This is a genomic window from Stenotrophomonas sp. INTA L402-1 (assembly GCF_059295135.1).
Genome location: NZ_JCAFWP010000022.1, coordinates 37,959 through 62,162, shown reverse-complemented (window position 1 = coordinate 62,162; position 24,204 = coordinate 37,959). Strand labels below are relative to the sequence as shown.

Genomic DNA, 24,204 nt, shown 5'->3' with positions numbered 1-24,204 from the left:
TGCCGCCCCCATGAAACTGTCCTGCCCCTCGCCTCGCCCCCTGGCCATCGCCTTGTGCATGGCCCTGGCGACCCCCTGCCTGCTGCCTGCCTCGGTCCATGCACAGGAGACCGCCGCTGCGGTCCGCTGGCAGATTGCGCCCGGCCCGCTCGACCAGGCCCTGACCGCGTTCGGCCAGCAGTCGGGCCTGTCGATCGCTGCCGATGCGCGCCTGACCCGCGGCCGCCACAGCAGCGGTGTGCAGGCCACGCTCGGTACTGACGCCGCATTGGCGCAGCTGCTGGCCGGCACCGGCCTGGCCTTCCAGCGTGATGCCAGCGGTGTGGTGCTGCAGGCGGCGCCGACCGCCGAAGTCGGAGTACGCCAGATCGGCACCCTGCGCGTGGCTGGCCAGGCCAGCGAAGGCGCTTCACCGTGGGGGCTGGCCGATGCCGATGCGGTCTACCGTGACAGCGGCTCGCGCGTGCACCTGGACCATCAGCAACTGGAACGCTTCCGCGGCCAGTCGATCGGCGACGTGCTGGCCGGTGCGGTGGGCGTGCACACCGCTGACGTTCGCAACGGCGGTGCGCTGGACGTCAACATCCGCGGCCTGCAGGGCCAGAACCGGGTGCCGGTGATCATCGACGGCGGCCAGCAGGCCATCGACGTGTACCGCGGCTATGCCGGCGTGCAGCAGCGCAGTTATCTCGACCCGGACCTGATCAGCGCGATCAGCATCGAGAAGGGGCCAAGCCTGGCCGCCAACGCCGCCAGCGCGATCGGCGGCGTGGTCTACATGGAAACGTTGAACGTCGATGACATCCTCGACGATGGCCAGACCTGGGGCCTGCGCGTGCGCGGCGGCGTGGCCGACAACAGCATCGACCGCACCCGCACCTTCAAGCAGATCGCGCGCGGCAGCGACAACCGCAACAGCCTGCGCGACCCGCGCGACTGGAATGGCAGCGTGGCCTTCGCCCAGCGTGGCGAAGACTGGCAGCTGGTCGCGGCCTATGCGCGGCGCCGCCAGGGCAACTTCTTCGCCGGCAGCAACGGCGCGCATCGCTACGACAACCAGCACCTGTCCAGCGGCGGTACCGGCATGTCCAGCCAGGCCGTATCCAAGCTCTTCCATCCGGGCGATGAGGTGCTCAACACGCATACCGACAACGAATCGGCATTGCTGAAATTCACCTGGACGCCCAACCCGGACCAGCGGTTGGAGCTGAGCCATCGCTACTTCAACTCCAGCTTCGGCGAGATCATGCCGTCGGCGATCGGGCGCGTGGGCGAGTCCAGCGAATGGGTGACCTACGTGGACAAGGCCAACACCATGTTCCAGTTCGAGCCGGGAAAAATGCGGGTCAACGCCACCTCGCTGCGCCACCGCTACCGGCCCGAGGCACATCCGTGGCTGGACCTGAGCAGCACGCTGTGGTTCACCACCGCCACCAGCCGCATGTTCAACAGCAACATCGCCAACACGCCGCTGTTCAAGGACGTGCCCAACGACCAGATGCCGGACACGCTGGGCGAAACCTATGGCCCGGGACTGCAGTCGGACGTGAAGACCCAGCGCTGGGGCGTGGACAGCAGCAACACCACGCGCTTCAGCAATGCTCTGGGCGACTGGACGCTGCGCTATGGCGCCTCCTTCCAGCACGAGGACACCGCGCCCAACTCACCGGTGCTGCCGGTGGATTTCAACAACAACCGCTACCTGCGCTCGGGCACGCGCCGCGAAGCCAGCGCCGTCGCCTCGCTGCAATGGCAGCCGTGGGACTGGCTGTCGCTGACCGCGGGCGGCCGCTTCACCGACTACCGCACCCGCGACCGCAACCGCGTCGCCTTCGTCAGTGAATCGCGCGACCTGCGCTACACCTTCGCGCGCCTGAGCAAGGGCGGCCAGCTGCTGCCGGGCTGGTACAAGGAGTGGTACCCGGATGCACAGGGCAACTACACCTACGACTCGCTGCGCGCCACGCCCTATGGCGACAGCACGCTGGGCCAGGCCTACGATTTCGACGGCTTCATTCCTGATCCGCGCGGTGCCAACGGTTTCTATAGCAAGCAGATTCCCACCGCCTGGGGCTACAAGCCGGCGATCCGGCGCTCCGGCCACGGCTTCGCGCCCTATGCCGAAGCACGCTTCAACCTCGACGAGGACATGTTCTTCTACGTGAAGTACGCGCAGGGCTGGAAGATGCCCAGCCTGTTCGAGTCGACGCTGGGCAACAGTACCTCGGCGCCGGTGGCTGACCTGAAGCCGGAGAAGAACCGCGCCTGGGACATCGGCTTCAGCCTGCTCAAGCAGGACCTGTGGCGTGACGGTGATCGCCTGGCGTTCAAGGTGGCCTGGTTCAAGAACGATATCGACAACGCGATCACCCGTCGCTTCGATTCCAGCAACTGGGCGTTCTACGTCGACAACGTCGACAATTACACCGTGTCCGGCTATGAGCTGCAATCCGGTTATGACGCCGGCATCGCCTACCTGGACCTGTCGGCCAGCTACTACCAGCGCGCGCGTACCTGCGATGCGGCCACCGCCAAGCGCCTGCGCGAAGACCCCTATGCGAAGTGGAGCAAGCTGGACACCACTCCGGACTGCGTGGACGGCGGCTTCGGCACCTCGTTCGTCAACGCGCAGAACCCACCGAAGTACTCGATTCACAGCACGCTGGGCTTCCGCCTGTTCGACAAGCGGCTGGATACCGGCATCCGCCGCACCTACAACAGCGGCCCCACCCACGAACTGGACAAGCCCTGGAACACCACCGGCTCGACCGGCCTGCAGAACATCTACCTGCCGACCGCGATCTATGACTTCTATGCGCGCTGGCAGTTCACGCCGCGCAGCGAAGTGGAGCTGGTGGTCAGCAATCTGCGCAACACCTACTACATGGACACGCTGGCGATGAGCCTGATGCCGGGCCCGGGCCGCACCACGCGGCTGAACTTCACCGCACGCTTCTGAGTGCTTCAGAAACAGCAACGCCCCGGGGAGATCATCCCCGGGGCGCTTGCTTGCGGCGGCTCACGCTCTGGCAGGTGCCAACCTTGGTTGGCACACCGACTCCGCACTGGTAGGTGCCAACCTTGGTTGGCACAGCGACGCGTTACTTCGCGGTACTCAGCAACAGCACCGCAACAGTGACCAGACCGATGCCGACCCAGCCGATCGGACGCAGGCGGTTGCCGAACAACAGGCGGCCGCAGGTGGCAGTACCGATCACGCCGATCGCACCCCACATCGCATAGGCGGTAGCCAGGTCCATGTAGCGCACCGCTTGGCCCAGCAGGGCAAAGGCGATCCAGACCAGGACGATCGCAGCGACGCCCCAGCGCCAGCGGCGGAAACCTTCCGACTTGGCCACCATCATGTTGGCGGCGACGTCGATCAGCGCAGAACAGATCACGAAAAACAAGGCCAGGGTATTCATCAGTGCGCCTCCCCGAGGGTGACGCAGACGATGCCGACCACTGCCAGCACCAGGCCGGCCAGCTGCTGCAGCGACAGGCTTTCACCGAAGACGGTGAGGCCGACCACAGTGAGCAGGGTCAGGCCGAGGCCTTCCCATACCGCATAGGCCACGCCAACCGCGATACGGCGCACCGACTGCGCCAGGAAGAAGTAGGACAGCGCCAGCGCGCCGGCCATGATCAGGTAACCGGTCCAGCCACCATCGCGGGCGGCATGAGCCATGAACGAGGTGCCGACCACCTCGGCGACGATCGCCACGGTCAGGCAGGCCCAGGCGACCAGCGCGCCACGGGCGGGAACAGTACGGGACATGTGAAACTCCTTGCAGGGCGGGGACCGCGCCGCCTTTTCAATAGATCCACGCCGTGCGTGGAGGGTCCGGAACGCCCCGCAGACGGGGGCGACGGAAGCCAGTATCATCGCCTTTTACGGTGGTATCAAAATAGATTCCATCGACAGGAGCGATGGATAAATGCCCTACTCCCCTGAATCTTTGCAGGCCTTCGTGGAAGCCGCCGCGCTGGGCTCGTTCTCGGCGGCGGCGCGGCGCCTGCGCAAGACCCAGTCGACGGTCAGCACCGCCATTGCCCACCTGGAAGCCGACCTGGGCGTCAACCTGTTCGACCGCAGCGGGCGCTACCCGCAGCTGACCGAGGCCGGCCGCCAGGTGCTGGGCCACGCGCAGGAGATCCTCGCGGCCGATGCCCGCCTGCAGCAGTTGAGCGTGCGCCTGGCCGCACCGGTCGAGCCGCGCTTGACCGTGGCATTCTCCGACGTCTACCAACTGGACCCGGAACAACGGGTGCTGCAACGCTTCGCCGAGGCATTCCCGGAGATCGAGCTGGAATGGCTGGATGCCGAGGGCGAGGACGTGCTGGAACTGGTGAGCAACGGACGCGCCGCGCTGGGTCTGCTGCCACGGCAGGAGCACTATCCGGACGGACTGGTGGCACGTCCGCTGGCGCACCACAGCGAGCTGTCGGTGTATGTGGCGCGCGAGCATCCGCTGGCCAGCGCTGGCCGTCGCGCCGCCGCACAGCTGGCGCGGCATAGACAGGTGCGCTTGAGCGCGGAAGTCGATCAATCCCGCGTGGTCACCGGCCTGGCCTGGACCGCCACCGACTACCTGATGGTGATGGAAATGGCCGAGGACGGCCTCGGCTGGGCCGAACTGCCGCGCGCACTGGTACAGCGCTACGACCGCAGGCGGCTGGTGGAACTGGTACTGCCCGGCTGGCCACGGCGCATCCACAGCGACCTGCTGTGGCGCCGCGACACGCCGCCAGGACCGGCCGCACTGTGGTGGGCCGACGCGCTGGGGTGAAAAAGGGGACGGAGGGGATTAAGTCGTTTGTGCCACAAACGACTTAATCCCCTCCGTCCCCTTTTTCAGTTGCCGGCCAGCGGCCGGCACTACCGATCAGGGGTGCGCCAGCGCGTAATCCAGCGCCGAGCACACCGCCGCCACCTGTGCGTCGTTGCACTGCTGTGGGGTCGCACGCGGGCTGTCCGGGTAGACCTCGGTGGTGGTGGTGTACTTCGCGCCAGTGATGCCTGCACACAACGCCAGCTTCACCAGCGGGTACTCGATCACGCCATGGGCCACCACCGCTGAACCGATGATCTCGCCCTTGTCGTCGGCTGGCGCGATGTGGGTGACCTTCTCCACCGCGGCGATCACTGCCTGCTGGAAGGCCGCCTGCGGGTTCTCGCTGTCGTCCACCAGATAGAAGCCATCCGGAATCAGGCCCGGCTCGAACGGCTTGCCGTCGCGCGCCGCCAGCGCCGGGCGGAACTCGCTCTCGTCGCTGTCGGTGGTTTCGTGCAGGTCGATGTGCAGCACGAACTGGCCCTTGATCGGTGTGATCAGCTCGATCAACGCGGTCGACTCACGGGCCGGGCCATCGGCGCGGAAATTGCGATTCGGGTCGATCGCATCGAAGTTCCAGCGGTTGATGCGCTCGAAGCCCCACGGATTCACGCACGGCGCCACCAGCAGGTTGGCCTTGCCGGCATAGTCAGCAGCGTGCTTTTCGAGGAACTCCAGCGCGCCCATCACGCCGCTGGTCTCGTAGCCATGCACGCCACCGGTGACCAGCGCAGCCGGCAGCGCCGGGTTCCAGTCGCGGCTGCGCAGGGCGTACAGGGTGTAGGTCTCGCCCGCGTAATCGAGCTGGCCATAGGCCACCTTGTCAAAGCGCGATGCCAGCGCTTCGATGCGCGGCAGCACCTCCTCGTCGTAGCGACGCAGGCGCTGCTGGCGGCCACGCCACGCCTCCCGTTCCGCCGCTCCCCACGGCTGGCCAGGGGTTCCGACGGGGTAGAAAGCAGCTTGGGACATGGCGGATCTCAGCGAGTCAGTAAGCAATCTTCCACTTTACCACCGGGCCACCGGCATGAACCGGAGACGCATTCCATTGACGAATGGAATCAGCAATAATTCTCATTTACGACCTTCCACAACCTGCCCCGATGCCCACTCACGCCCTGCAACCGGCCCGCCTGCCCTTGGCCGCCGCCCTCGCCCTGTGCCTGCTTCCGGCTGCCAACACCTTCGCCCAGGACGGTGCCACCACGCTGGACAGCATCCAGGTTTCCGGCAGCTGGCTGGGCACCGGCCTGCATGACAGCGTCAAGAGCTTCGCCGGCGCGCGCACGGTGGTCGACCGCCAGCGCATCGAGGCCAGCGGCGCGGCCAGCATCGGCGATGCCATGCGCCGCATCCCCGGCGTGCAGGTCACCGACAACTCCGGTACCGCCGGCAGCTCGGTGTCGCTCAACATCGGCGTGCGCGGCCTGACCGGGCGCTACTCGCCGCGCTCGACCGTACTGCTGGATGGTGTACCGCTGGCGGTGGCACCGTATGGCCAGCCGCAGCTGTCGTTCGCACCGACCAGCCTGTCCAACATCGAGTCGATCGACGTGGTGCGTGGCGGCGGCGCGGTGCGCTACGGGCCGCAGAACGTGGGCGGCATCATCAACTTCAGCACCCGCGCCATTCCCACCGAGGCCGGCCTGCACGGCGAAGCGGGCGTGCGCTACACCGCCTACGACCATGGCGGCGGTGACAGCACCCAGTACAACGCCTTCCTCGGCGGCACCGGCGACAACGGCCTGGGCGCGGCCCTGCTGTACTCCGGCCAGGATGGCCGCGGCTGGCGCCAGGGCAGCGATGACCGTTTCAACGACCTCGCGCTGAAGTTCGCCTATGCCATCGACGAACAGCAGGAACTGCGCGCCAAGCTGTCCTACTACGATGTGCGCTCGCTGACGCCGGGCGGCCTGACCCGCGCCCAGTATGAGGCCGACCCGTTCCAGAACACGCGCCCCACCGATTTCTGGAAAGGCCACCGCACCGGCATCGACCTGGGTTACACCAACACGCTGTCGGCCAACAGCGAGTTCGAGGTAGTGGCCTATTACAACGAAAGCAGCCGTGCCAGCTCGCTGATCAACGCCGCCAATACCCAGCTGACCGTGCAGCCGCGCGACTACCGTGTGCTCGGCATCGAGCCGCGCTACACCCAGCGCCTGCACTGGGGCGCCAGTGTGCACGACATCACCGCCGGCTACCGCTTCCTGCGCGAGCGCGGCAACGACCGCAGCTACACCGTCACCCGCCGTACCGGTGTGGCCAGCGCAACCAACCGCTTCGACAACGCCACCGACGCACATGCCTTCTACATTGACGACCGCATCGCGATCGGCCAGTGGCGGATCACCCCGGGCGTGCGCATGGAGTGGATCGACATGGACCGCCGCCAGGCCGGAGGCGCGGCGACCTTCAGCAGCCGCAACGACAAGGCGCTGCCCTCGCTCAACATCGCCTACCTGCTGACCCCGCAGCTGACCGTGTTCGGCAACTACACCACCTCGTTCGGGCCGGTGCAGAACATCCAGCTCAATTCGCAGACCGCCAGCAACCCGCTGAATCCGGAAATCGCCAAGACCACCGAACTCGGTGCGCGCTGGCAGGACGGTGCACTGCGCGCGGAAGTGACCGTGTTCAAGATGCGCTTCGACAACCAGATCCTGCAGGTGCCGGGCATCACCCCGCCGACCTTCCAGAACATCGGCGCCACCGACCACAAGGGCGTGGAGAGCGCGCTGGAGTACCACTTCAGCGAAGACAGCGCACTGGCTGGGTTGGAGCTGTACGCCAACTACACCTGGACCAAGGCGATCCAGCAGTCGGGCGACAACCGTGGCCTGGACGTGCCGTTCTACTCGCGCGACACCGACAGCGTCGGCGCCCGCTACGCACTGGCCGGCTGGACCTTCAATGTCTCCAGCACCCACCAGAGCGGCCAGTTCTCCGATGCGGCCAACACCTGGGCCGAGAGCGCCGATGCGCGCGTGGGCCGCGTGCCCGGCGTGCGCCTGTGGAACGCGCAGGTGGCCTGGCAGGTGCCGGGACTGGGTGACAGCGAGATCGCGCTGGGCGTGAACAACCTGGCCGACAAGCGCTGGTACACCCGCAACGTCGATGGCAACGCCGGCCGCATGGTGGCCGCGCCACGCACCTTCTACCTGCAGGGCCGCTACCGCTTCTGACGCAGTAACCGCCCGATGCAGTGACGGCGGCGATCACGGTGGCGGCGTATCATGCCGCCACCATGTCACTGCCTGTTTCGCCATCGCGCCTGCATGCGGCCTTCCAGGGCCTGCGCCTGCGCCTGCGCGGCAGTGACCTGTGGTTCATTGCGCTTGCCCTGCTGGTCGGCCTGATCGCCGGCTACCTGACCCTGCTGCAGTCCGGCATCGCACGCTCGCTGCAGGGCACCCTGTACGGGCTGGACGAAGGCATGCGCCTGAGCTCCCTGCCCTCGCTGACCTGGACCGCGCTGCTGGTACTGCCACTGGGTGGCCTGCTGGTCGGGCTGGTCAGCCTGGCCGCGACCCGGCTCAAGCGGCCCCTGCTCGATGCGGTGGAAGCCAATGCCCTGCACGGCGGCCGCATGTCGATGCGCGACAACCTGATCGTGCTGACCCAGACCCTGCTGTCCAACGGCTGTGGCGCCTCGGTCGGGCTGGAGGCTTCCTATACGCAGATGGGCGCCGGCAGCGGCTCGCAGCTGGGCCGGGTGATGCGCCTGCGTCGCAACGATGTGCGCATTCTGGTCGGCGCCGGTGCCGCCGGTGCCATCGCCGCCGCCTTCGGTGCACCCTTGGCCGGTGCGTTCTACGCCTTCGAGATCGTCATCGGCGCCTATACCCCGGCCGCACTCGCCCCGGTCGCGGTCGCCGCACTGGCCGGCGCGTTCGTGGCCGACCAGGCCGGCATCGAGGCCTACCTGCTGCCGGCGGCCTCGACGATTGATGTCCGCGCCGCCGACTACGCCATCTACGGTCTGCTGGGGTGCTGCTGCGCGATGGTCGGCATCGCGGTGATGCGGTTGATCGCCTCGATCGAAGGCACGGTCAAGCGCAGCCCGTTGCCACTGTGGGGCCGGCCGGTGGTGGGCGGCCTGCTGCTGATTCCGCTGGCACTGGCCAGCCCACAGGTGCTGTCGTCCGGCCATGGCGCGCTGCACCTGGACCTGACCACGCATCTGCCACTGATCTGGATCGGCGGCCTGCTGACCCTGAAGTGCCTGGCCTCGGGCATCTCGCTGGGCTTCGGCTTCCGCGGTGGCCTGTTCTTCGCCTCGTTGTTCATGGGCACCCTGGTCGGTGCCCTGTTCGCCGGCCTGCTCGCCATGGCCACCGGCGTGCCGGTGATCGACGCCACCTCCGCCGCGCTGGCCGGCATGGCCGCACTGGCCGCTGCGGTGGTCGGCGCACCGATGACCATGGCCATGCTGGTGCTGGAAGGCACCCACGACTTCCTGCTGACCAGCGTGGTGATGAGCGCGGTGCTGGTCTCCAGCACGCTCGTGCGGCAGTGGTTCGGCTATTCGTTCTCGACCTGGCGCATGCACCTGCGCGGCGAGACCATCAAGAGCGCCCGCGACGTGGGCTGGGTGCAGAACCTCAACGCCGGCCGGTTGATGCGCAAGGGCGTGGCCACCGCCCCGGCCGACCTCGATGCCGCCGCCTTCCGCCAGCGCTTCCCGCTGGGCTCGGGCAGCCGCGTGATCCTGATCGACAGCGAAGGCCATTACGCCGGGATCGTGCAGATTCCGCGCGTGTACGGCGACGGCGTGAAGCCCGAAACCACGATCGGCGAACTGGCGGAAAACCGCGACGTGTCACTGCTGCCAAGCGCGGACGTGGTCACCGTGATGCAGCGCTTCGACCACACCCAGGCCGACGAACTGGCCGTGGTCGCTGCCGACGGCCAGGTGCTGGGCGTGGTCTCCGAAGCCTTCGTACGCAAGCGCTACGCCGAGGAACTGGACAAGCGCCAGCGCGAACTGATGGGCGAGCGGGTCGAGGACACCGACTGACCCCGCAAAAAGGGGACGGAGGGGATTAAGTCGTTCCTGGCCCCCTCGAAATCCACGCATGGCGTGGATCTACTGTCACGTCGGCGCGGTAGACTCCGGCCATGCGTTTCATTGAAACCTTCCAGGCCGGTCCCTTCGCCGACACCGTGGTCAGCCTGCTGGCCGCCTTCGTGCTGGGCACGCTGATCGGCGCCGAGCGCCAGTACCGGCAACGCACCGCCGGCCTGCGCACCAACGTACTGGTCGCCGTCGGCGCCGCTGCCTTCGTCGACCTGGGCATGCGCATCGCCGGCAGCGCCGAGGCGGTGCGGGTGATCTCCTACGTGGTCTCCGGCGTCGGCTTCCTCGGCGCCGGCGTGATCATGAAGGAAGGCATGAACGTGCGCGGCCTCAACACCGCCGCCACCCTGTGGTGCTCGGCGGCGGTCGGCAGCTGTACCGGCGCGGACATGCTGGCCGAAGGCGTGCTGCTGACAGTCTTGATCATCGCTGGCAACACCCTGCTGCGGCCGCTGGTGAATGCGATCAACCGCATCCCGATCAACGAGACGGCCACCGAGGCCACCTACGAAGTGCGCCTGAGCGTGGATGCCGAAGCCGTGCCGCGCGTCCGCGAGCGCCTGGTCGATGCGCTGGAAGCGGCGCAGTATCCGGTCGGTGATGTGCAGGTGGTCGAGCATGCCGACGCGCCCACCGATGTGATCGCGGTGCTGGTCAGTACCGCCGTCAGTGCCGACGAGCTGGACGTGGTGCTGGCACGGATGGAGCATGTGCCGGGCGTGCTGCACGCCACCTGGGAAGTCAGTACCCGCGATTGATTCATCCACCCGCCAGGCGCTGCTGGGCCCGCAGCAACTTACGGAACGAACCGCACTGGCGCGCATCCTGCGCTTCCGGGCAGGCCGCCGCGCGTTGTAGATGGCGGCGTACCCGCTGCAGCTGGGTGATCTGCTGCTGCAGCACATCGGCCTGTGCCAGCAGGGCTTCGCGATCCAGCGTAATGCATCCGCGCTGAGGCGGCAGCGACAACCCGATCTGCTGCAGCGACAACCCGGCCGACTGGCCAAGGCCGATCAACGCCAGGCGCTCCAGCACCTGCTCGTCGTACTGCCGGCGCAGGCCGCGACGGCCCAGCGACTGCAACAACCCGAGCTGCTCGTAGTAACGCAGGGTCGAGGCCGGCACGCCGCTGCGCTTCACCACCTCGCCGATATCCAGTTCACGCATGGGCTTGACCTCAAGTCGCCTTCAAGCATCAACCTATGGGCAACTTCCCGGCAGGACAAGGCCATGGCCAGTACATCCCCCGTTGATCAGAATGCGCTCTGGAATGGCCCTGGCGGCCAGATCTGGGTCGCCCAGCAGGCCATCCTCGACGGCCTGTTCCAGCCCATGGCCGACCTGCTGGTGGCCGAGCTTCCGCAAACCGTCACGCAACTGCTCGATATCGGCTGTGGCACCGGCGCCAGCCTGCTGGCATCAGCCGCCGCTCGCCCGGCGACACACAGCACCGGCCTGGACATCTCCGCGCCGATGCTGGCACTGGCCCGCCAGCGCGCCGAGGCGGCAGGACTGGACGCGGACTTCATCGTGGCCGATGCGCAGCAGCATCCGCTGCCCTCCGCGCACTTCGACTGGATCCAGTCGCGGCTGGGTGTGATGTTCTTCGAGGATACCGGCGCGGCCTTCGCCAACCTGCACCGCGCCGCGCGACCGGGTGCCGGCCTGCGTTTCATCGCCTGGCGCAGCACAGAGGAGAACCCATTCATGACGACGGCCGAGCGTGCCATTGGCGATGAACTCGATCTACCCCCACGCGCACCAGGAGCACCCGGCCAATTTGCCTTTGCCGATGGCCAGCGCGTGCAGCGTCTGTTGCAGGCCGCCGGCTGGAAGGATGTGGAGTTGGTCGCGGTAGACCTGCCGTGCTCGATCGCCCGCGATGAACTGCCGACCTATGTCGGCCAGCTGGGCCCGTTGGGCTTGGCGCTGCGGAACCTGCCCGAAGACCGCGCCGACGCACTTCGAAACAAGGCGCTGGCCGCGTTCGCGCCCTTCATCGAAGGCGACCGTGTGCGCGTCGATGCCGCCTGTTGGCTGGTCCGCGCCCGCGCCTGATACAAAAAAGGGGACGGAGGGGATTAAGTCGTTTCCGGCACAGCCGGGGCAAGAACGACTTAATCCCCTCCGTCCCCTTTTTCTACTACAGCGCCTCGCCGGCGTCCGCCAGGCGCGATTCAATCAGCGCATACCACTGCTGCAGCACGTCGATCAGCATGTCCAGCTCGGCGTCGGTGCGCTGCGCGCGCCCACTGCGCAGGCAGGCCTGCGCTTCCTGCAGCTGGGCCAGGAAGCCGGCCACGGTGTCTGCCTGCAGGATCAATCCCGGCAGTCGCCGCCCGGGAATGCGCACCACCGCATGATTGCCGAGCTGGCCGTACACACTCAGTGTGGTTTCCGTCTTCATGGAAAGAGGCAGGAATTGGGCGTTCATCGCGTGCACCATGGAAAACCTGAGCCGCCGGCAGGCGTGGACAACGGGGGAGACGTGGCCACGTCCTGCCGGCGGTCAGGGGGGACTCGAGATACCGGGGCGTGGCCCCGGTGCGGGACTCTCAGCGCGGCTGGGCCATTCCGGCGATCTGCACGCGCCGGTTCGGCGCCAGGCAGGCGATCAGCTCGCGACGGTTGCGCTGCTCGCACTGCACGATCGGCTCGGCCGCGCCGCGCCCTTCGGCACTGATGCTGGCTGCAGGCACGCCGCCCTGCACCAGCGCGCTGCGCACGGCCTCGGCACGTCGCTGCGACAGTGCCTGGTTGTAGCTGGCACTACCGATACGGTCGGTATACCCGGTCACCCGGATTGACTGCACCTGACTGGCCTCGCGCACCTGCGCCAGCACGCCCTGCACGGCCTGCTGGCCTTCGGCACTGAGCACCGCGCTGTCGAAACCGAACAGCGCATCGGCGGACAGGCGCAACGGCTGCTCCGGCAACGGCGCCGGTGCAGGCGGGGCCGGCGGCCGCGGCGGGTCCAGCACCGCCGCACATGATTCAGGCTTCCAGTAGCCACCCTGGGCGATGCCCTTGCTGTCGAATCGCACCTGGAACTGGCAGGTGAAGTACTCCGCGCCCTGCGCAGTGCGGAAGTTGAACAGGTAGTTCCACTCGCGCACGCCCCACATGCCCTCGTTGAAATGCGGCGTGCCCAGCAGCGTGTACAGCTGGCGCTTGCTCATGCCCGGCGCGAAGCGGCGCAGGTCGGCGACGTCGGGATAGATGCCTTCCTTCAACGAGGCCTTCGAGGCCTCCGGGAACTGCACGGCGGTGGTTTCGGCAGGACCTTCGGCGACCGGCGCATGGCTGCGGCAGGCGGCCAGCAGGCCCATTCCCAGGACCAGGCCCAGCACTGCGGCCATCTGGCCGGTGCGGGCGATGCGATGCTGTTTCATGTCATTCCCCCTTTGGACGTTTCCGCGATGCCGGGCCGCGCGTGCGGCCCGGCGGCGGGGATCACCACTGGATGCCGGCACCGACGGCCACACCGGCCTCGCCACGGCTGTTGGTGGAGCCGCTGAACTTGTAGATCCAGCGCCCTCCTTCGGAGACACCGGAGATACCAACCGCCACGCCCGACTCGCCGTTGTAGCTGCCGGCGGCGACCGAGGCCATGCTGCGGCCCGCTTCGCTGGGCTGCGGCAGTGCTGCGGTGGCCATTGCCGAGGCGATACCGGCCGAGGCGCGGTTGTCGGTCTTGCGCAGGTCGCGCTCGAAGCCACCCATGCGCTCGTCGGTGTAGGCCTTCGACCAGTCCAGGGTCTGCGCCATGCCCGACTTCAGCTGGTCGACGTTGACTGCGTCGGTACCGGCGGTGCCGGCGGCGACGTTACGCACCGTGGTCGGGCCGCTGTTGGTGCTGCCCAGCGTGACACTGTTGTAGTTGGTCGCGCCGTTCACCGTGGTGTCGTAACGGATCGTACCCTGCTGCGAGGCCTGCAGCTGGCGTACGTTGACCGCGTCGGTCGCCTGCGAACCGTCGGCCACGTTGACCACCTGGCGTTCGGCACCGGCGGCACCCACTGAGACCGTGTTGGCCCGGTTCGCCACCGAACCCGCACCCAGCGCCACCGAGTTGTCGGCCTGCGCCTGCGAGCCATTGCCCAGCGCGGTGGAGTTGGCACCGGCGGCGGTGGAACCTGCGCCACCTGCGGCCGAGTTGGCACCGCTGGCGGACGGATCGGCCAGGTTGTTGGTGTTGTTGGCGCGGAAGCTGCCGGCCACGTTGGTGATGTTCTGGATCTTCTGGTCGGTGTACTTCTTCGATTCGTCGATGGCGTAGTTCACGCCGTTCTTCAGCTGGCCGACGTTGGTTGCGTCGTACGTATCGGAACCGTCGGCGACATGGGTGATCTTGCGCTCGCTGCCGGTGCTGCCGACCGAAACCTCACCGGCCGAGTTGCTGGCGCCGGTCTGGCCATAGGCGCCGGTGTAGCCGCTCTGCGCACCGACGCTGGCCACCGACCCGGCACCCAGGGCGACGCTGTTGCCGGCATTGGCGCTGGCGCCGTTGCCGACCGCCACGCTGTTGGCACCGGCCGCACTGGCCTGCGGGCCGACCGCCACCGCTTCCGCACCGGCAGCCGTTGCAGGCGCTGCGGTCGAGTTCACTGCCAGGTAGGCACTGCCACCGCTGTTGTTGGTGATGCGTTGGTTGAGGACCTTCAGCGAGCCGTCCACCGCAGTGAAGGCGGCGGTGACATTGTTGTAGTCGCCGCTGGTGAAGGTGCCGTCGGTGGCGATGCTGGAGATGCTGAACTTCGGCGCGGTCCACACGTTGGTGGTGCCGTTGTACGCGGTGGTGCCACCGAAGTAGTTGGCGATGGTGCTGTTCGTGCTGAACAGCTGGTCGCCGGTGATGGCATCACTGCTGCCGGCCAGGATGCTGCCGGCGGCGACGTTGGTGATCTTCACCGCGCCGGTGCCGGTACCCGTCAGCGTCACGCTGTTGAGCACGTTGCCACTGCCATCGACGTCGTACTTCACGGCCAGCTTGTCGATCTCATCGGTCTGGTCGGCAACGTTGGCCAGCGAGTTGCTGACCGCATCGAAGGCGGTACCGACGTCGTTGTAGCTGCCCCTGGTCACGGTGCCGTTGGCGGCGACGTTGTTGATCGAGTAGGTCGGTGCGGTCAGCACGCCGCTGGCGTTGACCGCCGCGCCACCACCGAGGTGGGTGGCCACGGCCTGGTTGGCCGCAAACAGCTGGGCACCGTTGATGGCCTCGCTGCTGGTGGCACTGACCTGGCCCGGGCCGAGATTACGCAGCGTGGTGGCCGTGCCGGTCTGGCCGAGCGTGGCACTGGCGTAGTTGACGCTGCCATCGCCATTGAGGTCATAGCGCAGTGCCCCCTGTTCCGACGCCTGCAGCTGGCCGACATTGACCGCATCGGTGGCGGCGGTACCCGCAGCCAGGTTGGTGACCTGACGCTCGGCACCGGCGGCACCGATGGACACGCTGTTGGCACGGTCAGCCAGGCTGCCGGCACCCACCGCGATGCTGTTGGCGGCGGTGGCGCGGGCGTTGGTACCGACCGCGATCGAGTCGGCGCCGCTGGCCAGTGCCTCGGTACCGGTCGAGTTCACCCGCAGATACTTGGTGCCACCGTTGCGGATGTCGGTGATCTGCGTGTTGAGGTTGACCAGCGAACCATCGACCGCGGCGAAGGCATCGGTGGCGTTCTCATACAGACCCTTGGCGATCGCACCGCCGGTGGAGATGGTGCTGATCTCGAACAGTGGTGCGGTGAAGGCACCGCTGGCCGGATCGAAGGCTGCGCGACCGCCGAAGAAGCTGGCGATGGCCGCATTGGTCGCCGCCAACTGGCCGCCATTGACCGCTTCCAGGCTGCCGGCGGTGACCGCACCGCCGGCCAGGTTGCCGATGGTGGTAGTGCCGGTGCCCGCACCGAGCGTGACGCGGCGATAGTTCGGATTGCCGGCACCGTCCAGATCGTAGGTCACCGCAGCGGCCGCCACATCATCGATCAGGCTGATGGCACCCTTCAGCTGGGCCACGTTGACCGCATCGGTATTGACACTACCGGCGGCCACGTTGGTGATCTGGCGCTCGCCGCCACCGGCGGTACCCACCGACACTTCACCGGCCGAGACCTGCGGCGCAGTGAGGCCATAGGCGCTGTAGCTGGCCTGGGCACCGCGCAGCGCGGCCGAACGGTAGCCCAGTGCGACCGAATTGGCCTGGTTAGAGGTCGCCTCGGCACCGAGCAGGGTCTGCCCGTTGGCCGTGCCCACCGCGCTGTCGCCGACGATCACCGAATGGCCCATGCGTGCGGCGTAGTCCGCGGTCGGCACGCCGGTCGGGTTGCTCGGGTCATTGGTGCCTGCACCCGGGAAGGCGACGTTGGCATCGACCTTCGGCAGCTCGTGGCGGGCATTGGCACCGATCACCACTTCCTTCGAACCGTTGGCAAAGGCGCCGTCACCCATCAGCACCTGGTAGTCCTGCGCGGCGTTGACGGCCCAGCAGGAGATGTCGGCGAGGACAATATCCAGGCACTTGGCCGCCCATGCCGGCGAATCCTTCGGCAGCAGCAGCCCGAGCAGGCCGCCCGGATTGCCGTTGTTGATGTTGTAGATGTAGCTGTCGGAGGTGACACCACCGATCAGGGTCAGGTGCGAGCTGCCGCCGGTGACGGCGCCACCCAGGCCATTGAGGGTGCTGCCGACCGGCGACAGGTTGACCACGGGCAGGCCCAGCACATTGACCGTCGAGTAGGTCTGCATCACGTTGGCGTTGCTGAGCTTGAGGTTGCCGTTGCTCAGGTAGCCGTTGCCGCCGAACAGGCTGGTGGTGGTCGGGCCGATCAGCTGCCCGACATTGCCGACCAGGCCACCGGTGCCGATGATCAGGCCCGCGTTCGGATCGGCCGGAGCCGGCGCCTTCGGGCTGGTCGGCGGGATCGCCGAGGGCTTGGTCAGGCCGAGACCGCCGAGGGTGCCGCCGACCAGGCCGCCTACGGCACTGCCGAGATTGCCGATGGTGCCGTTGAGGTTGCCATTGAGCAGGTTGCCGACGGCGCCGCCGACATTGCCGAGCGTATCGCCCAGCAGGCCCCCCAGGCCGCCGGTGCTGCCACCTGTAGCGCCATTGAGTACACCGCCGACGGTGCTGCCCACTGCACCCACTGTATTGTTAAGCGTGCCGCCCACGGTGCCGCCCACTGCACCCACCGTGCCAACTGCACCGTTGAGTGCACCGCCGACGGTGCTGCCGACCGAACCGACCGTGCCGTTGAGCGCACCACCGACGGTGCCGCCAACCGCACCAACCGTGCCAACTGCACCGTTGAGTGCCCCGCCGACGGTGCTGCCGACCGAGCCGACCGTGCCGTTGAGTGCACCACCCACAGTGCCGCCGACTGCACCAACCGTGCCAACCGCACCGTTGAGTGCGCCGCCGACGGTGCTGCCGACCGAACCGACCGTGCCGTTGAGCGCACCACCGACGGTGCCACCGACTGCACCAACCGTACCAACGGCGCCATTGAGCGTGCTGCCCAGTGCGCCGCCTACCGTTCCAACCGTGCCGTGCAAGGCGCCGCCGACCGCACCAACCGTGTTGCCGACGGTGCCATCAAGCACGCCACCCACGGCGCCACCTGCCGCGCCGACAACGCCGCCCACCAGGCCACCCACGCCCAGTGCGCTGTTCTGCGCTGCCACAGTCGCTTGGCCGGCCAGCTTCAGATTGCGGTCGGCCACGACTTCCTGGCCATCGGGCGCCTGCACGCGCACTTTGCCGGCAACACCGGTATCGAAAGCTGCGGTGATCGCACGATCATGGGTCTCGCCCGGCAGCTCCTCCTTTGCCGGCAACGTGACCGCCGCCGTCGCCTTGACCTGCCCCTGACCGTCGATCTGGTGGCCCGCCAGCTTCAGCTGCGAATCCACCTTGCCGTCAACGGACGCCTTGAGGCCGGACAGCGAGCCAGCGGATGCGCCAGCAACAGCGGCGGCCGCCTTGGCACCGGTATCGATCGAGGCCGCCTGGGCACCGGCGATGCCAACCCTGGCCTTCGCCTGCGCATCCGCAGCCACACCGAGCGGCGCATGCGCGGACGGCGCAACGTTGGCCGCCAGTGAGGCATCAATCTTCGCCACATTGGACGCTGCGTGCCCCAGCCCGACATTGGCGCGAACATCGGCGGCCAGTGCAGGAACCGCGACCTGCTTCGGCGCGGCGTTCGCCGCCAGCTTCACCTGTACGGTAGCCGGCAGCACGTCGCGCACGATCGGCAGCGAGGTCGTACTCAGCTGCAGGCCCACACGCGCGTCTGCGCTGATCGCCGGACTGCTTTGCGCCTGGCGCGATGCCGCGGCCAGCGCGACTTCTGCGTCGACCTTGACCGGCATCGGCTGCGCGTATTTCGCGGCCAATGCCTGCAGATCACGCAGCGACTGATTGGATTCGGATGCTCCTGCATGCCCGCTGGCCAGCGCACACAGCAGGGCCAGCGCCAGTGCGGTCGGCATCAGCAGGACACTGCGCGGATCGCGGGCGGCGCTGCCGCCGCTATCGCCGGTGGCCAGTTCCGAGGCCACAACCAAAGCATTGAGCTGGCGGTTCCATACACGCCGGTAGATGCGGTTCATGAGCATTTCCCCCGTAGGCGAACAACTGGAATGTCAGTGGACTTGCCGTTAGGCAGGTGACTGACATTTCAGCGTTTGCAACGGCGGCTGCGCACTTCATTCCGGCACGGCAATCGCGCATTCCGGCAAATCCACGGTCGGAATCGGCAGCCGGTTATGCAGAAGCGGCAACCATATCGGCAAGCGGATATGCAATTCCGGCAGGAACCGCCGGGAAACCCTTATGGGGCCTGGATCAGGCGGGCTGGCCGATCTGCGCGGGTGCGCGCATCAGCGTGTCACGCGGCAGTTCACCGAAGACCTTGCGGTAGTTGTCGGCGAAACGCGAAAGGTCCCACAGGCCACAACTGAGGGCGATGGCCTTGACCGAACGGCGGCTGGAATCGGCCATCGACAGGCTGCGGCAGGCTGCGCACAGGCGCAGCATCGACAGGTAACGATTGGGCGACGTACCGAACAGGTCCTCGAACGCGTAACGCAGCCCACGCTCACTGACACCGGCAGCGTCGCAGATCTCATTCATGTAGATATTGCGGCGCAGGTTGAGGCGCATGAAGTTTTCCGCCCGCTGTGCGATCAGATAATGGGTGCGCCGCGCACGGCTGCAACCCGGGCGTTCGGCGGAACCCGCACCCAGCAGTGCCTGCACGTGTTCGTGCAGCAGCCGCTCGGTTTCTTCCGGCTGCAGGCCCGTGCCCTGGCCCAGCTGCAGGTGCAGCTGCTGGTAATGCTGTGCCAGCGGGGCGGCCTCGCTGGCGAGATTGAACAGTGAAAGCGCCTGTCCGGCCGGCGGCGTGCTGCGCAGGCTCAGTTCGGTCAGCTTGCGTTGCACCCGTGCCACCGGCACCAGCATCAGGGTCATGTGCGTGCCCGGGCTCAGGGTGAACTCGCTGATGCCCTCGGGCATCACGGTCAGCGCCATCCCAGGGGCAAGCGGTACGCCATGGCACCAGCTCAGGGTTTCATCGGTCGCATGCAGATACCCCAGCATCGCCCAGTCCGGGGGCAGCATGAAACGTCCACGGCAATGGAATCCACAGCTGATGCTGCAGAACAACGCCTCCTCGTGCACGCGTGACGCGAAGGCCGCCCGCGGCCCATTGCCATCGAGCAGAAGCAGTTCGACATCACATACACGAAGCACGCCGCTCAGCGTCGCCAGGTCGATCGACCGCAGGCCGCTGTCGTCGCTGTCTCCTACCCCACCATCGACCATGACAGTGTCGTCCCCCCGATTATCCGCCGTGCGGTACGGCCCCCACTGCCTGACAGGGCGCGCACCTCTCATGGAATCTCTTCCATCACCGGAATGCGCGCCGCCAAGGTGCGCACCCCAAAAGAAACGCGAGTACTTGAATGCGAGTATGCCCGATAATTCAGCGGGGTAAACATCTGCACCGCGCTGAATAAGATGGATACAGAGGTGAAAATCAGATTGTCGCGTTTGGCACAGTTTTCGCATGCGGCCTGAAGCCTGCCTCACATTATCTGCACGTCGATGAATCGTTGTGCGGGCGAACGGATTTCCGTCACAGAACCCGGCCTGAAAATTAAGAACCAATGGGATTCTGCCGAATTTGCATATAGGTTCCGGTTGCAGCCGGCCGCCATTCAGGCAAAGTCGATAACACGGTGATCCGGTCTTTGATAATGACCGCACCCAGGGGGACAGCATGACCATGCACGTATCGCTCGACACGTCGACCACCGGCCCCGCGCCGCGCGGTCGCGGTTGCGCGAACGGCGTCCCGCCTGGAAACGATCACCCCGCTTGAGCACAGCGGGTCCATCCCGCCGTGCCTCCTCCGCCAGGACGTGCGGAGGTCCACGGACGATCCCGGCGGAGCCGGGCCACCGCCCAACAGGTGTCCTGTAGCAGACAGGTAGAGGGAGACAAACGTCATGAACGCATCGATCCGCAAGTTCCTGAAGGAAGAAGATGGCGTTACCGCACTCGAGTACGGCCTGCTGGCGGCTGTGATTGCCGGCATCCTGATCGCGGTCGGCAATGCGCAGATCAAGTCCTTCTTCGAGACCCTGTTCACCAATCTCTCCGCATTGGCCACCAAGGCCTCCGGTAGTGCAGCACCGCCTGCCGGCGGCGGGGGCTGACCGGGACCGCGCGCAGCCGTCGGCTGCGCTTGCGGCTCATTGCAGAAGGCGGCGGCTGACCGTCCACTGACGGACAATGGAGGGTGCGATGACACTGCTGGGATTGCTGGCCATCGGTGTGTGCCTGCGGATCGCGATCAGCGATCTGTACGCCCGTCGGGTGCCCAACGCCTGGCTGCTGTCCGCATGCGCGATCACCGTTGTCGTGCTCATCGCCGGACAGTTCAACGCGCCGCGCCTGCCGTGGGCTTCCCACGTTGCCGGCGCGGCGCTCGGCCTGGTCGCATTGCTGCCTTTCCACGCAGTGCGCTGGATGGGCGCCGGCGATGTCAAATTCTTTTCGGTACTGGGATTGATGCTGGGCTGGCAGGCACTGCTGCCGATCTGGATCGCGGCCAGCCTGGCAGCGGGCGCACATGCCGCACTGGTGCTGGTATCGCGCCGGTTGGGCCCAGTACTGCCCATCGGCCTTCAAGCCCATATGCATCGGGCAAGTTCGCAATGGCATTCGCACCCGGCGCTGCGCGGGATGCAGAGCGCCCGCCAGGGACGCCAAGGCATTCCCTACGCCGCCTACCTGGCGGTATCCGCCATCGCCTGGGTCCTCATCAACACGTACGGAGGTGTGGCATGAACATCCACAACCGACGCCGGCAATGTGGCGCGGCCAGCATCGAGTTCGCGCTGATGGTGATGCTGGGCCTGCTGCCGCTGCTGCTGTTCACGTTCTCCGGCGTGATGATCATGGCGGCCCAGCAGACGTTGGCAACCGCCTCGGCCGAGGGTGCACGCGCATCGCTGCGCTATGGCAGCGCCAACGAACGCCGTACTGCCGCCTGCGTTGCAGCGCGTAGTTCGATGCAGTGGCTGCTGAACTTCTCGGGTCAGCCGGTCGACTGCAGCAATGGCGGAAACAACGCCATTCTGGTCTCCGCGCAGGCCCCCTGCGCCGGACTGGCCAGCGTCCAGTGCATGACCGTGACGGTCAGCTACGACTACGCAAGCCATCCCTTCCTGCCCGGCACCGCCACGCTTTACAAGTGGGTGATGCGGGCTCCCATCCGCAGCGTCGCGGTCGCTCAGCTCGACCTCGGCAGCGGCAACTGACGTTCGGTACAGGAGACGGTTCCATGCTCAAGTTGACCCGCATTGCTGCCGTCGCCCTGATCGGGCTGGCCGTGCTGCTGGCGGTGATCGCCTTGATGATCGGGCGCAAGCAGGCCGCACCGGCAACGGTTGCCCCGATGACGCAGAGCGAAGCCCAGGCGATCACCGTGGTGGAAGCGGTGGCGCGACTGCCGGCCGGCGAACCGATCTCTGCCAACGGACTGCGTCTCGCACAGCGCAGCGCCCCGGTTGCCGGTGCCGCCACCAGCATTTCCGCCGTGGTCGGAAAGGTGCCGGTGCAGGACATCGCCGAAGGCACGGCGATCAGCAGCAACGCACTCGCGCAGGGATTCTCGCTGCAGCTGCGCCCCGGGGAACGCGCACTGGCGGTCCCGGTCGACGAGCTGGTGGGGGCCGGCAACCGCATCCTGCCCGGTGATTTCGTCGACGTGTTCCTCAACCTGCGCACTGCCCAATCCAACCCCAGCGGCCCGGCCGACGCAGCACAGACGCGCCTGCTGCTGTCGCGCCTGCGCGTGCTCAGCTATGGCCAGCAGGACATCGCCCCGGCCAACCATGACGCTGTTGCCAGCAACGAGGCCGATGGCCGCAACGATCCACGCGCCGCCGACATCACCGGAAGCAGCAGCACCCAGAGCACGGGCAGCGGGACCGCCCAGCCGGCACGCAGCGCGGTACTGGCGGTGCCGGTGGCCGATGCCAACCGGCTGCTGCTGGGTGCGCAGCAGGGCAAGCTGTTCCTCGCCCTGCGCAACCCTGCCGATTCCGGCCAGCCCGATCTGGCGCTGTTCCCGCAGGCACGCGGGGTGATTGATCCCCTGCGTGGCCTGGATGCGGAACAGCAGCTTGCGCTGCAGCGGCCAGAGAATCACGCCTTCGCCGGCATCGACGGCGATGCATTGGCCGGCCGCAGCAACGCGCCCGCGCGCAGCACCCAGGATGCCCCGGCACGCGCACCCGCACCACGGCGCAGCGCCCCACGCGCATCGGGCATCGAAATCATCCGAGGTGACAGCTCCGCCCCCCGTGGTTCCCTTTGACCTGCATCGAGCGCATCCATGACCGAACGTCGCCGCAGTCCACGCCCTTCCCCCCGCCAGCGCTGGCTGGCCCTGCTGCTGGTGCTGCTGGCACCGGCGACAAGCGTGGCCGCCGACGACCTGGTGCTGCAGGCGCGTGAGCAGCGCCCCTGGACCCTGCCGGGTGATCTGGAGCGGGTCGCCATTGCCGATCCGGGCGTGGCCGATATCGTGATGCTGCGCGGCCAGCGCCAGGCCCTGCTGGTCGGCAAGGCGCCGGGCACCACCACGCTCCTGCTCTGGCACCGCAAGCAGACCGAACCACAGCGCCTGCAGGTGCGGGTACAAAGTGCGGTGCAGGGTGCGGCCGACGCCGGCGCGAACGGGCTGGTATTCACCCAGCAGGACAATCAGGGCCTGCTGCAGGGAAGCACCGAGAGCGTGCTGTCGCACATGCAGGAGCAGAAGACTGCTGCCATGGCCCTGGGCAAGGATGGCCTGCTTGCCGACGCATCCACAGTGAGCAGCGGCGGCGTGGTCCAGGTCGAAGTCAAGGTGGTCGAGTTCAACAAGACTGCACTGAAGCAGATCGGCATCAGCTTCCAGAACCGCAATGGCAACTTCGCCTACGGCTTCGCCCGCCCGGGCGGCCAGCTGCCGGGCAATACCGGCATCCTGCCCGGCATGAAGGAAGGCAACTCCGGAAACGAAGCCGAATCGCCCATTTCTTCGGCCTTCCGCCTGGTGTTCGGCTCGACCAAGGGCCTGTGGAATGCCGACGTCGACCTGCTGCAGAGCAATGGCATGGCGCGTGTGCTGGCCGAGCCGACACTGGTCGCGCTGTCCGGGCAGAGCGCCAGTTTCCTGGCCGGCGGCGAGCTGCCGATCCTGGAACCGCAGGGGCTGGGCACCACCACCATCACCTACAAGCCCTTCGGCATCGGCCTGACCGTGACACCGACGGTACTGGCGCCGAACCGCATCGCCCTGAAAGTCGCACCGGAAGCCAGCGACCTGGACTACAGCAACGCCATCGCGCTCAACGGCGTGCAGATTCCCTCGATCACCACCCGCCGCGCCGACACCACGGTCGAACTGGGCGATGGCGAGAGCTTCGTGATCGGTGGCCTGGTCAGTTCCAACGTGGTTTCCAGCGTCGGCAAGATCCCGCTGCTGGGTGACCTGCCGATCATCGGCTCGTTCTTCCGCAACTTCGACTACAAGCGCCAGGACAAGGAACTGGTGATCATCGTCACGCCACGCCTGGTGAAGCCGCTGGCACGCAACACCGAGCTGCCGCTGCCCGGCGACCGCGAAGCCAAGCCGCACATGCCCGAATGGGGCGCCTGGCTGCTGGGTCCGATCAGCCAGGACCCGGTGCCCGGCTTCTCACGCTGATTCCATGATGCCTGCGATA

At 67.1% G+C, this 24,204-nt stretch carries 19 protein-coding genes; 11 read left to right on the top strand and 8 right to left on the bottom strand.

Features of this window, described 5'->3' with window-relative positions; genetic code table 11:
• Positions 1-10 precede the first annotated feature (10 nt).
• Positions 11-2,959, top strand: coding sequence for a TonB-dependent receptor (locus tag AC5O77_RS13685; RefSeq protein ID WP_494506907.1), 2,949 nt, complete (start codon positions 11-13; stop codon positions 2,957-2,959).
• Between the two features lie 142 nt (positions 2,960-3,101).
• Here the strand turns inward: AC5O77_RS13685 and AC5O77_RS13680 are convergent, their stop codons facing one another.
• Both AC5O77_RS13680 and AC5O77_RS13675 read right to left on the bottom strand, forming a co-directional pair.
• Positions 3,102-3,425, bottom strand: coding sequence for a DMT family transporter (locus AC5O77_RS13680; RefSeq protein WP_012511327.1), 324 nt, complete (start codon positions 3,423-3,425; stop codon positions 3,102-3,104).
• Complete coding sequence (locus AC5O77_RS13675; protein ID WP_010485170.1) at positions 3,425-3,778, bottom strand: SMR family transporter; 354 nt, start codon at positions 3,776-3,778, stop codon at positions 3,425-3,427. Before AC5O77_RS13675 ends, AC5O77_RS13680 begins: the two co-directional genes overlap by 1 nt.
• Before the next feature lie 160 nt (positions 3,779-3,938).
• On the opposite strand from AC5O77_RS13675, the gene AC5O77_RS13670 reads away from it, so the two are divergent.
• Positions 3,939-4,790: a LysR family transcriptional regulator gene (locus tag AC5O77_RS13670; protein WP_494506906.1), complete on the top strand. Its 852-nt coding sequence runs from the start codon at positions 3,939-3,941 to the stop codon at positions 4,788-4,790.
• Between the two features lie 96 nt (positions 4,791-4,886).
• Here AC5O77_RS13670 and AC5O77_RS13665 read toward each other — a convergent pair whose 3' ends face one another.
• Positions 4,887-5,807 (bottom strand): M14 family metallopeptidase, encoded by a 921-nt coding sequence (locus AC5O77_RS13665; RefSeq protein WP_494506905.1) that lies wholly within the window; start codon positions 5,805-5,807, stop codon positions 4,887-4,889.
• 131 nt (positions 5,808-5,938) lie between these two features.
• On the opposite strand from AC5O77_RS13665, the gene AC5O77_RS13660 reads away from it, so the two are divergent.
• From AC5O77_RS13660 to AC5O77_RS13650, 3 genes are all read left to right on the top strand, one after another.
• Positions 5,939-8,020, top strand: coding sequence for a TonB-dependent receptor family protein (locus tag AC5O77_RS13660; RefSeq protein WP_494506904.1), 2,082 nt, complete (start codon positions 5,939-5,941; stop codon positions 8,018-8,020).
• 62 nt (positions 8,021-8,082) lie between these two features.
• Positions 8,083-9,855, top strand: a complete 1,773-nt coding sequence (locus tag AC5O77_RS13655; RefSeq protein ID WP_317217151.1) for a chloride channel protein — start codon at positions 8,083-8,085, stop codon at positions 9,853-9,855.
• A gap of 101 nt (positions 9,856-9,956) precedes the next feature.
• A complete protein-coding gene (locus AC5O77_RS13650; RefSeq protein ID WP_024957423.1) occupies positions 9,957-10,673 on the top strand; it encodes an MgtC/SapB family protein in 717 nt (238 codons plus the stop codon).
• A gap of 1 nt (position 10,674) precedes the next feature.
• On the opposite strand, the gene AC5O77_RS13645 is transcribed toward AC5O77_RS13650, so the two are convergent.
• Positions 10,675-11,082: a MerR family transcriptional regulator gene (locus AC5O77_RS13645; protein ID WP_049423068.1), complete on the bottom strand. Its 408-nt coding sequence runs from the start codon at positions 11,080-11,082 to the stop codon at positions 10,675-10,677.
• A gap of 63 nt (positions 11,083-11,145) precedes the next feature.
• Between AC5O77_RS13645 and AC5O77_RS13640 the strand changes: the two genes are divergently transcribed.
• Complete coding sequence (locus AC5O77_RS13640) at positions 11,146-11,973, top strand: class I SAM-dependent methyltransferase (protein WP_180837641.1); 828 nt, start codon at positions 11,146-11,148, stop codon at positions 11,971-11,973.
• A gap of 85 nt (positions 11,974-12,058) precedes the next feature.
• Here AC5O77_RS13640 and AC5O77_RS13635 read toward each other — a convergent pair whose 3' ends face one another.
• The 4 genes from AC5O77_RS13635 to AC5O77_RS13620 form a co-directional block, all read right to left on the bottom strand.
• Positions 12,059-12,349 (bottom strand): DUF6959 family protein, encoded by a 291-nt coding sequence (locus AC5O77_RS13635; protein ID WP_019659952.1) that lies wholly within the window; start codon positions 12,347-12,349, stop codon positions 12,059-12,061.
• 121 nt (positions 12,350-12,470) lie between these two features.
• On the bottom strand, positions 12,471-13,307 hold the full coding sequence (locus tag AC5O77_RS13630; protein WP_494506903.1) for an outer membrane protein assembly factor BamE: 837 nt from the start codon (positions 13,305-13,307) through the stop codon (positions 12,471-12,473).
• A gap of 61 nt (positions 13,308-13,368) precedes the next feature.
• Positions 13,369-18,528 carry an ESPR-type extended signal peptide-containing protein gene (locus tag AC5O77_RS13625; RefSeq protein ID WP_494506902.1) on the bottom strand — a complete coding sequence of 1,720 codons (5,160 nt, stop codon included), beginning with the start codon at positions 18,526-18,528 and terminating at the stop codon, positions 13,369-13,371.
• Positions 18,529-18,763: 235 nt separating this feature from the next.
• The gene (locus tag AC5O77_RS13620) at positions 18,764-19,744 is read right to left on the bottom strand and encodes an AraC family transcriptional regulator (protein WP_032128070.1); all 981 of its coding nucleotides are present in this window, start codon (positions 19,742-19,744) and stop codon (positions 18,764-18,766) included.
• A 686-nt stretch (positions 19,745-20,430) separates the two neighbouring features.
• On the opposite strand from AC5O77_RS13620, the gene AC5O77_RS13615 reads away from it, so the two are divergent.
• The 5 genes from AC5O77_RS13615 (at position 20,431) to AC5O77_RS13595 (ending at position 24,185) form a co-directional block, all read left to right on the top strand.
• A complete protein-coding gene (locus AC5O77_RS13615; protein ID WP_049398483.1) occupies positions 20,431-20,640 on the top strand; it encodes a Flp family type IVb pilin in 210 nt (69 codons plus the stop codon).
• An 88-nt stretch (positions 20,641-20,728) separates the two neighbouring features.
• Positions 20,729-21,274: an A24 family peptidase gene (locus AC5O77_RS13610; RefSeq protein ID WP_478056724.1), complete on the top strand. Its 546-nt coding sequence runs from the start codon at positions 20,729-20,731 to the stop codon at positions 21,272-21,274.
• The gene (locus AC5O77_RS13605; RefSeq protein WP_494506901.1) at positions 21,271-21,747 is read left to right on the top strand and encodes a TadE/TadG family type IV pilus assembly protein; all 477 of its coding nucleotides are present in this window, start codon (positions 21,271-21,273) and stop codon (positions 21,745-21,747) included. The genes AC5O77_RS13610 and AC5O77_RS13605 overlap by 4 nt, the downstream gene beginning before the upstream one ends.
• A gap of 23 nt (positions 21,748-21,770) precedes the next feature.
• On the top strand, positions 21,771-22,808 hold the full coding sequence (gene cpaB, locus AC5O77_RS13600) for a Flp pilus assembly protein CpaB (protein WP_478056726.1): 1,038 nt from the start codon (positions 21,771-21,773) through the stop codon (positions 22,806-22,808).
• An 18-nt stretch (positions 22,809-22,826) separates the two neighbouring features.
• Positions 22,827-24,185: a type II and III secretion system protein family protein gene (locus AC5O77_RS13595; RefSeq protein ID WP_049398479.1), complete on the top strand. Its 1,359-nt coding sequence runs from the start codon at positions 22,827-22,829 to the stop codon at positions 24,183-24,185.
• Positions 24,186-24,204: the final 19 nt, after the last annotated feature.

Bases quoted from the DNA above. Each gene is read 5' to 3' on its own strand.
- AC5O77_RS13645 (WP_049423068.1), bottom strand. From the start codon at position 11,082: ATGCGTGAACTGGATATCGGCGAGGTGGTGAAGCGCAGCGGCGTGCCG.
- AC5O77_RS13660 (WP_494506904.1), top strand. From the start codon at position 5,939: ATGCCCACTCACGCCCTGCAACCGGCCCGCCTGCCCTTGGCCGCCGCC.
- cpaB (WP_478056726.1), top strand. From the start codon at position 21,771: ATGCTCAAGTTGACCCGCATTGCTGCCGTCGCCCTGATCGGGCTGGCC.
- AC5O77_RS13595 (WP_049398479.1), top strand. From the start codon at position 22,827: ATGACCGAACGTCGCCGCAGTCCACGCCCTTCCCCCCGCCAGCGCTGG.
- AC5O77_RS13655 (WP_317217151.1), top strand. From the start codon at position 8,083: ATGTCACTGCCTGTTTCGCCATCGCGCCTGCATGCGGCCTTCCAGGGC.
- AC5O77_RS13630 (WP_494506903.1), bottom strand. From the start codon at position 13,307: ATGAAACAGCATCGCATCGCCCGCACCGGCCAGATGGCCGCAGTGCTG.
- AC5O77_RS13670 (WP_494506906.1), top strand. From the start codon at position 3,939: ATGCCCTACTCCCCTGAATCTTTGCAGGCCTTCGTGGAAGCCGCCGCG.
- AC5O77_RS13625 (WP_494506902.1), bottom strand. From the start codon at position 18,528: ATGAACCGCATCTACCGGCGTGTATGGAACCGCCAGCTCAATGCTTTG.
- AC5O77_RS13610 (WP_478056724.1), top strand. From the start codon at position 20,729: ATGACACTGCTGGGATTGCTGGCCATCGGTGTGTGCCTGCGGATCGCG.
- AC5O77_RS13605 (WP_494506901.1), top strand. From the start codon at position 21,271: ATGAACATCCACAACCGACGCCGGCAATGTGGCGCGGCCAGCATCGAG.
- AC5O77_RS13615 (WP_049398483.1), top strand. From the start codon at position 20,431: ATGAACGCATCGATCCGCAAGTTCCTGAAGGAAGAAGATGGCGTTACC.
- AC5O77_RS13640 (WP_180837641.1), top strand. From the start codon at position 11,146: ATGGCCAGTACATCCCCCGTTGATCAGAATGCGCTCTGGAATGGCCCT.
- AC5O77_RS13680 (WP_012511327.1), bottom strand. From the start codon at position 3,425: ATGAATACCCTGGCCTTGTTTTTCGTGATCTGTTCTGCGCTGATCGAC.
- AC5O77_RS13620 (WP_032128070.1), bottom strand. From the start codon at position 19,744: ATGGTCGATGGTGGGGTAGGAGACAGCGACGACAGCGGCCTGCGGTCG.
- AC5O77_RS13675 (WP_010485170.1), bottom strand. From the start codon at position 3,778: ATGTCCCGTACTGTTCCCGCCCGTGGCGCGCTGGTCGCCTGGGCCTGC.
- AC5O77_RS13685 (WP_494506907.1), top strand. From the start codon at position 11: ATGAAACTGTCCTGCCCCTCGCCTCGCCCCCTGGCCATCGCCTTGTGC.
- AC5O77_RS13665 (WP_494506905.1), bottom strand. From the start codon at position 5,807: ATGTCCCAAGCTGCTTTCTACCCCGTCGGAACCCCTGGCCAGCCGTGG.
- AC5O77_RS13650 (WP_024957423.1), top strand. From the start codon at position 9,957: ATGCGTTTCATTGAAACCTTCCAGGCCGGTCCCTTCGCCGACACCGTG.
- AC5O77_RS13635 (WP_019659952.1), bottom strand. From the start codon at position 12,349: ATGAACGCCCAATTCCTGCCTCTTTCCATGAAGACGGAAACCACACTG.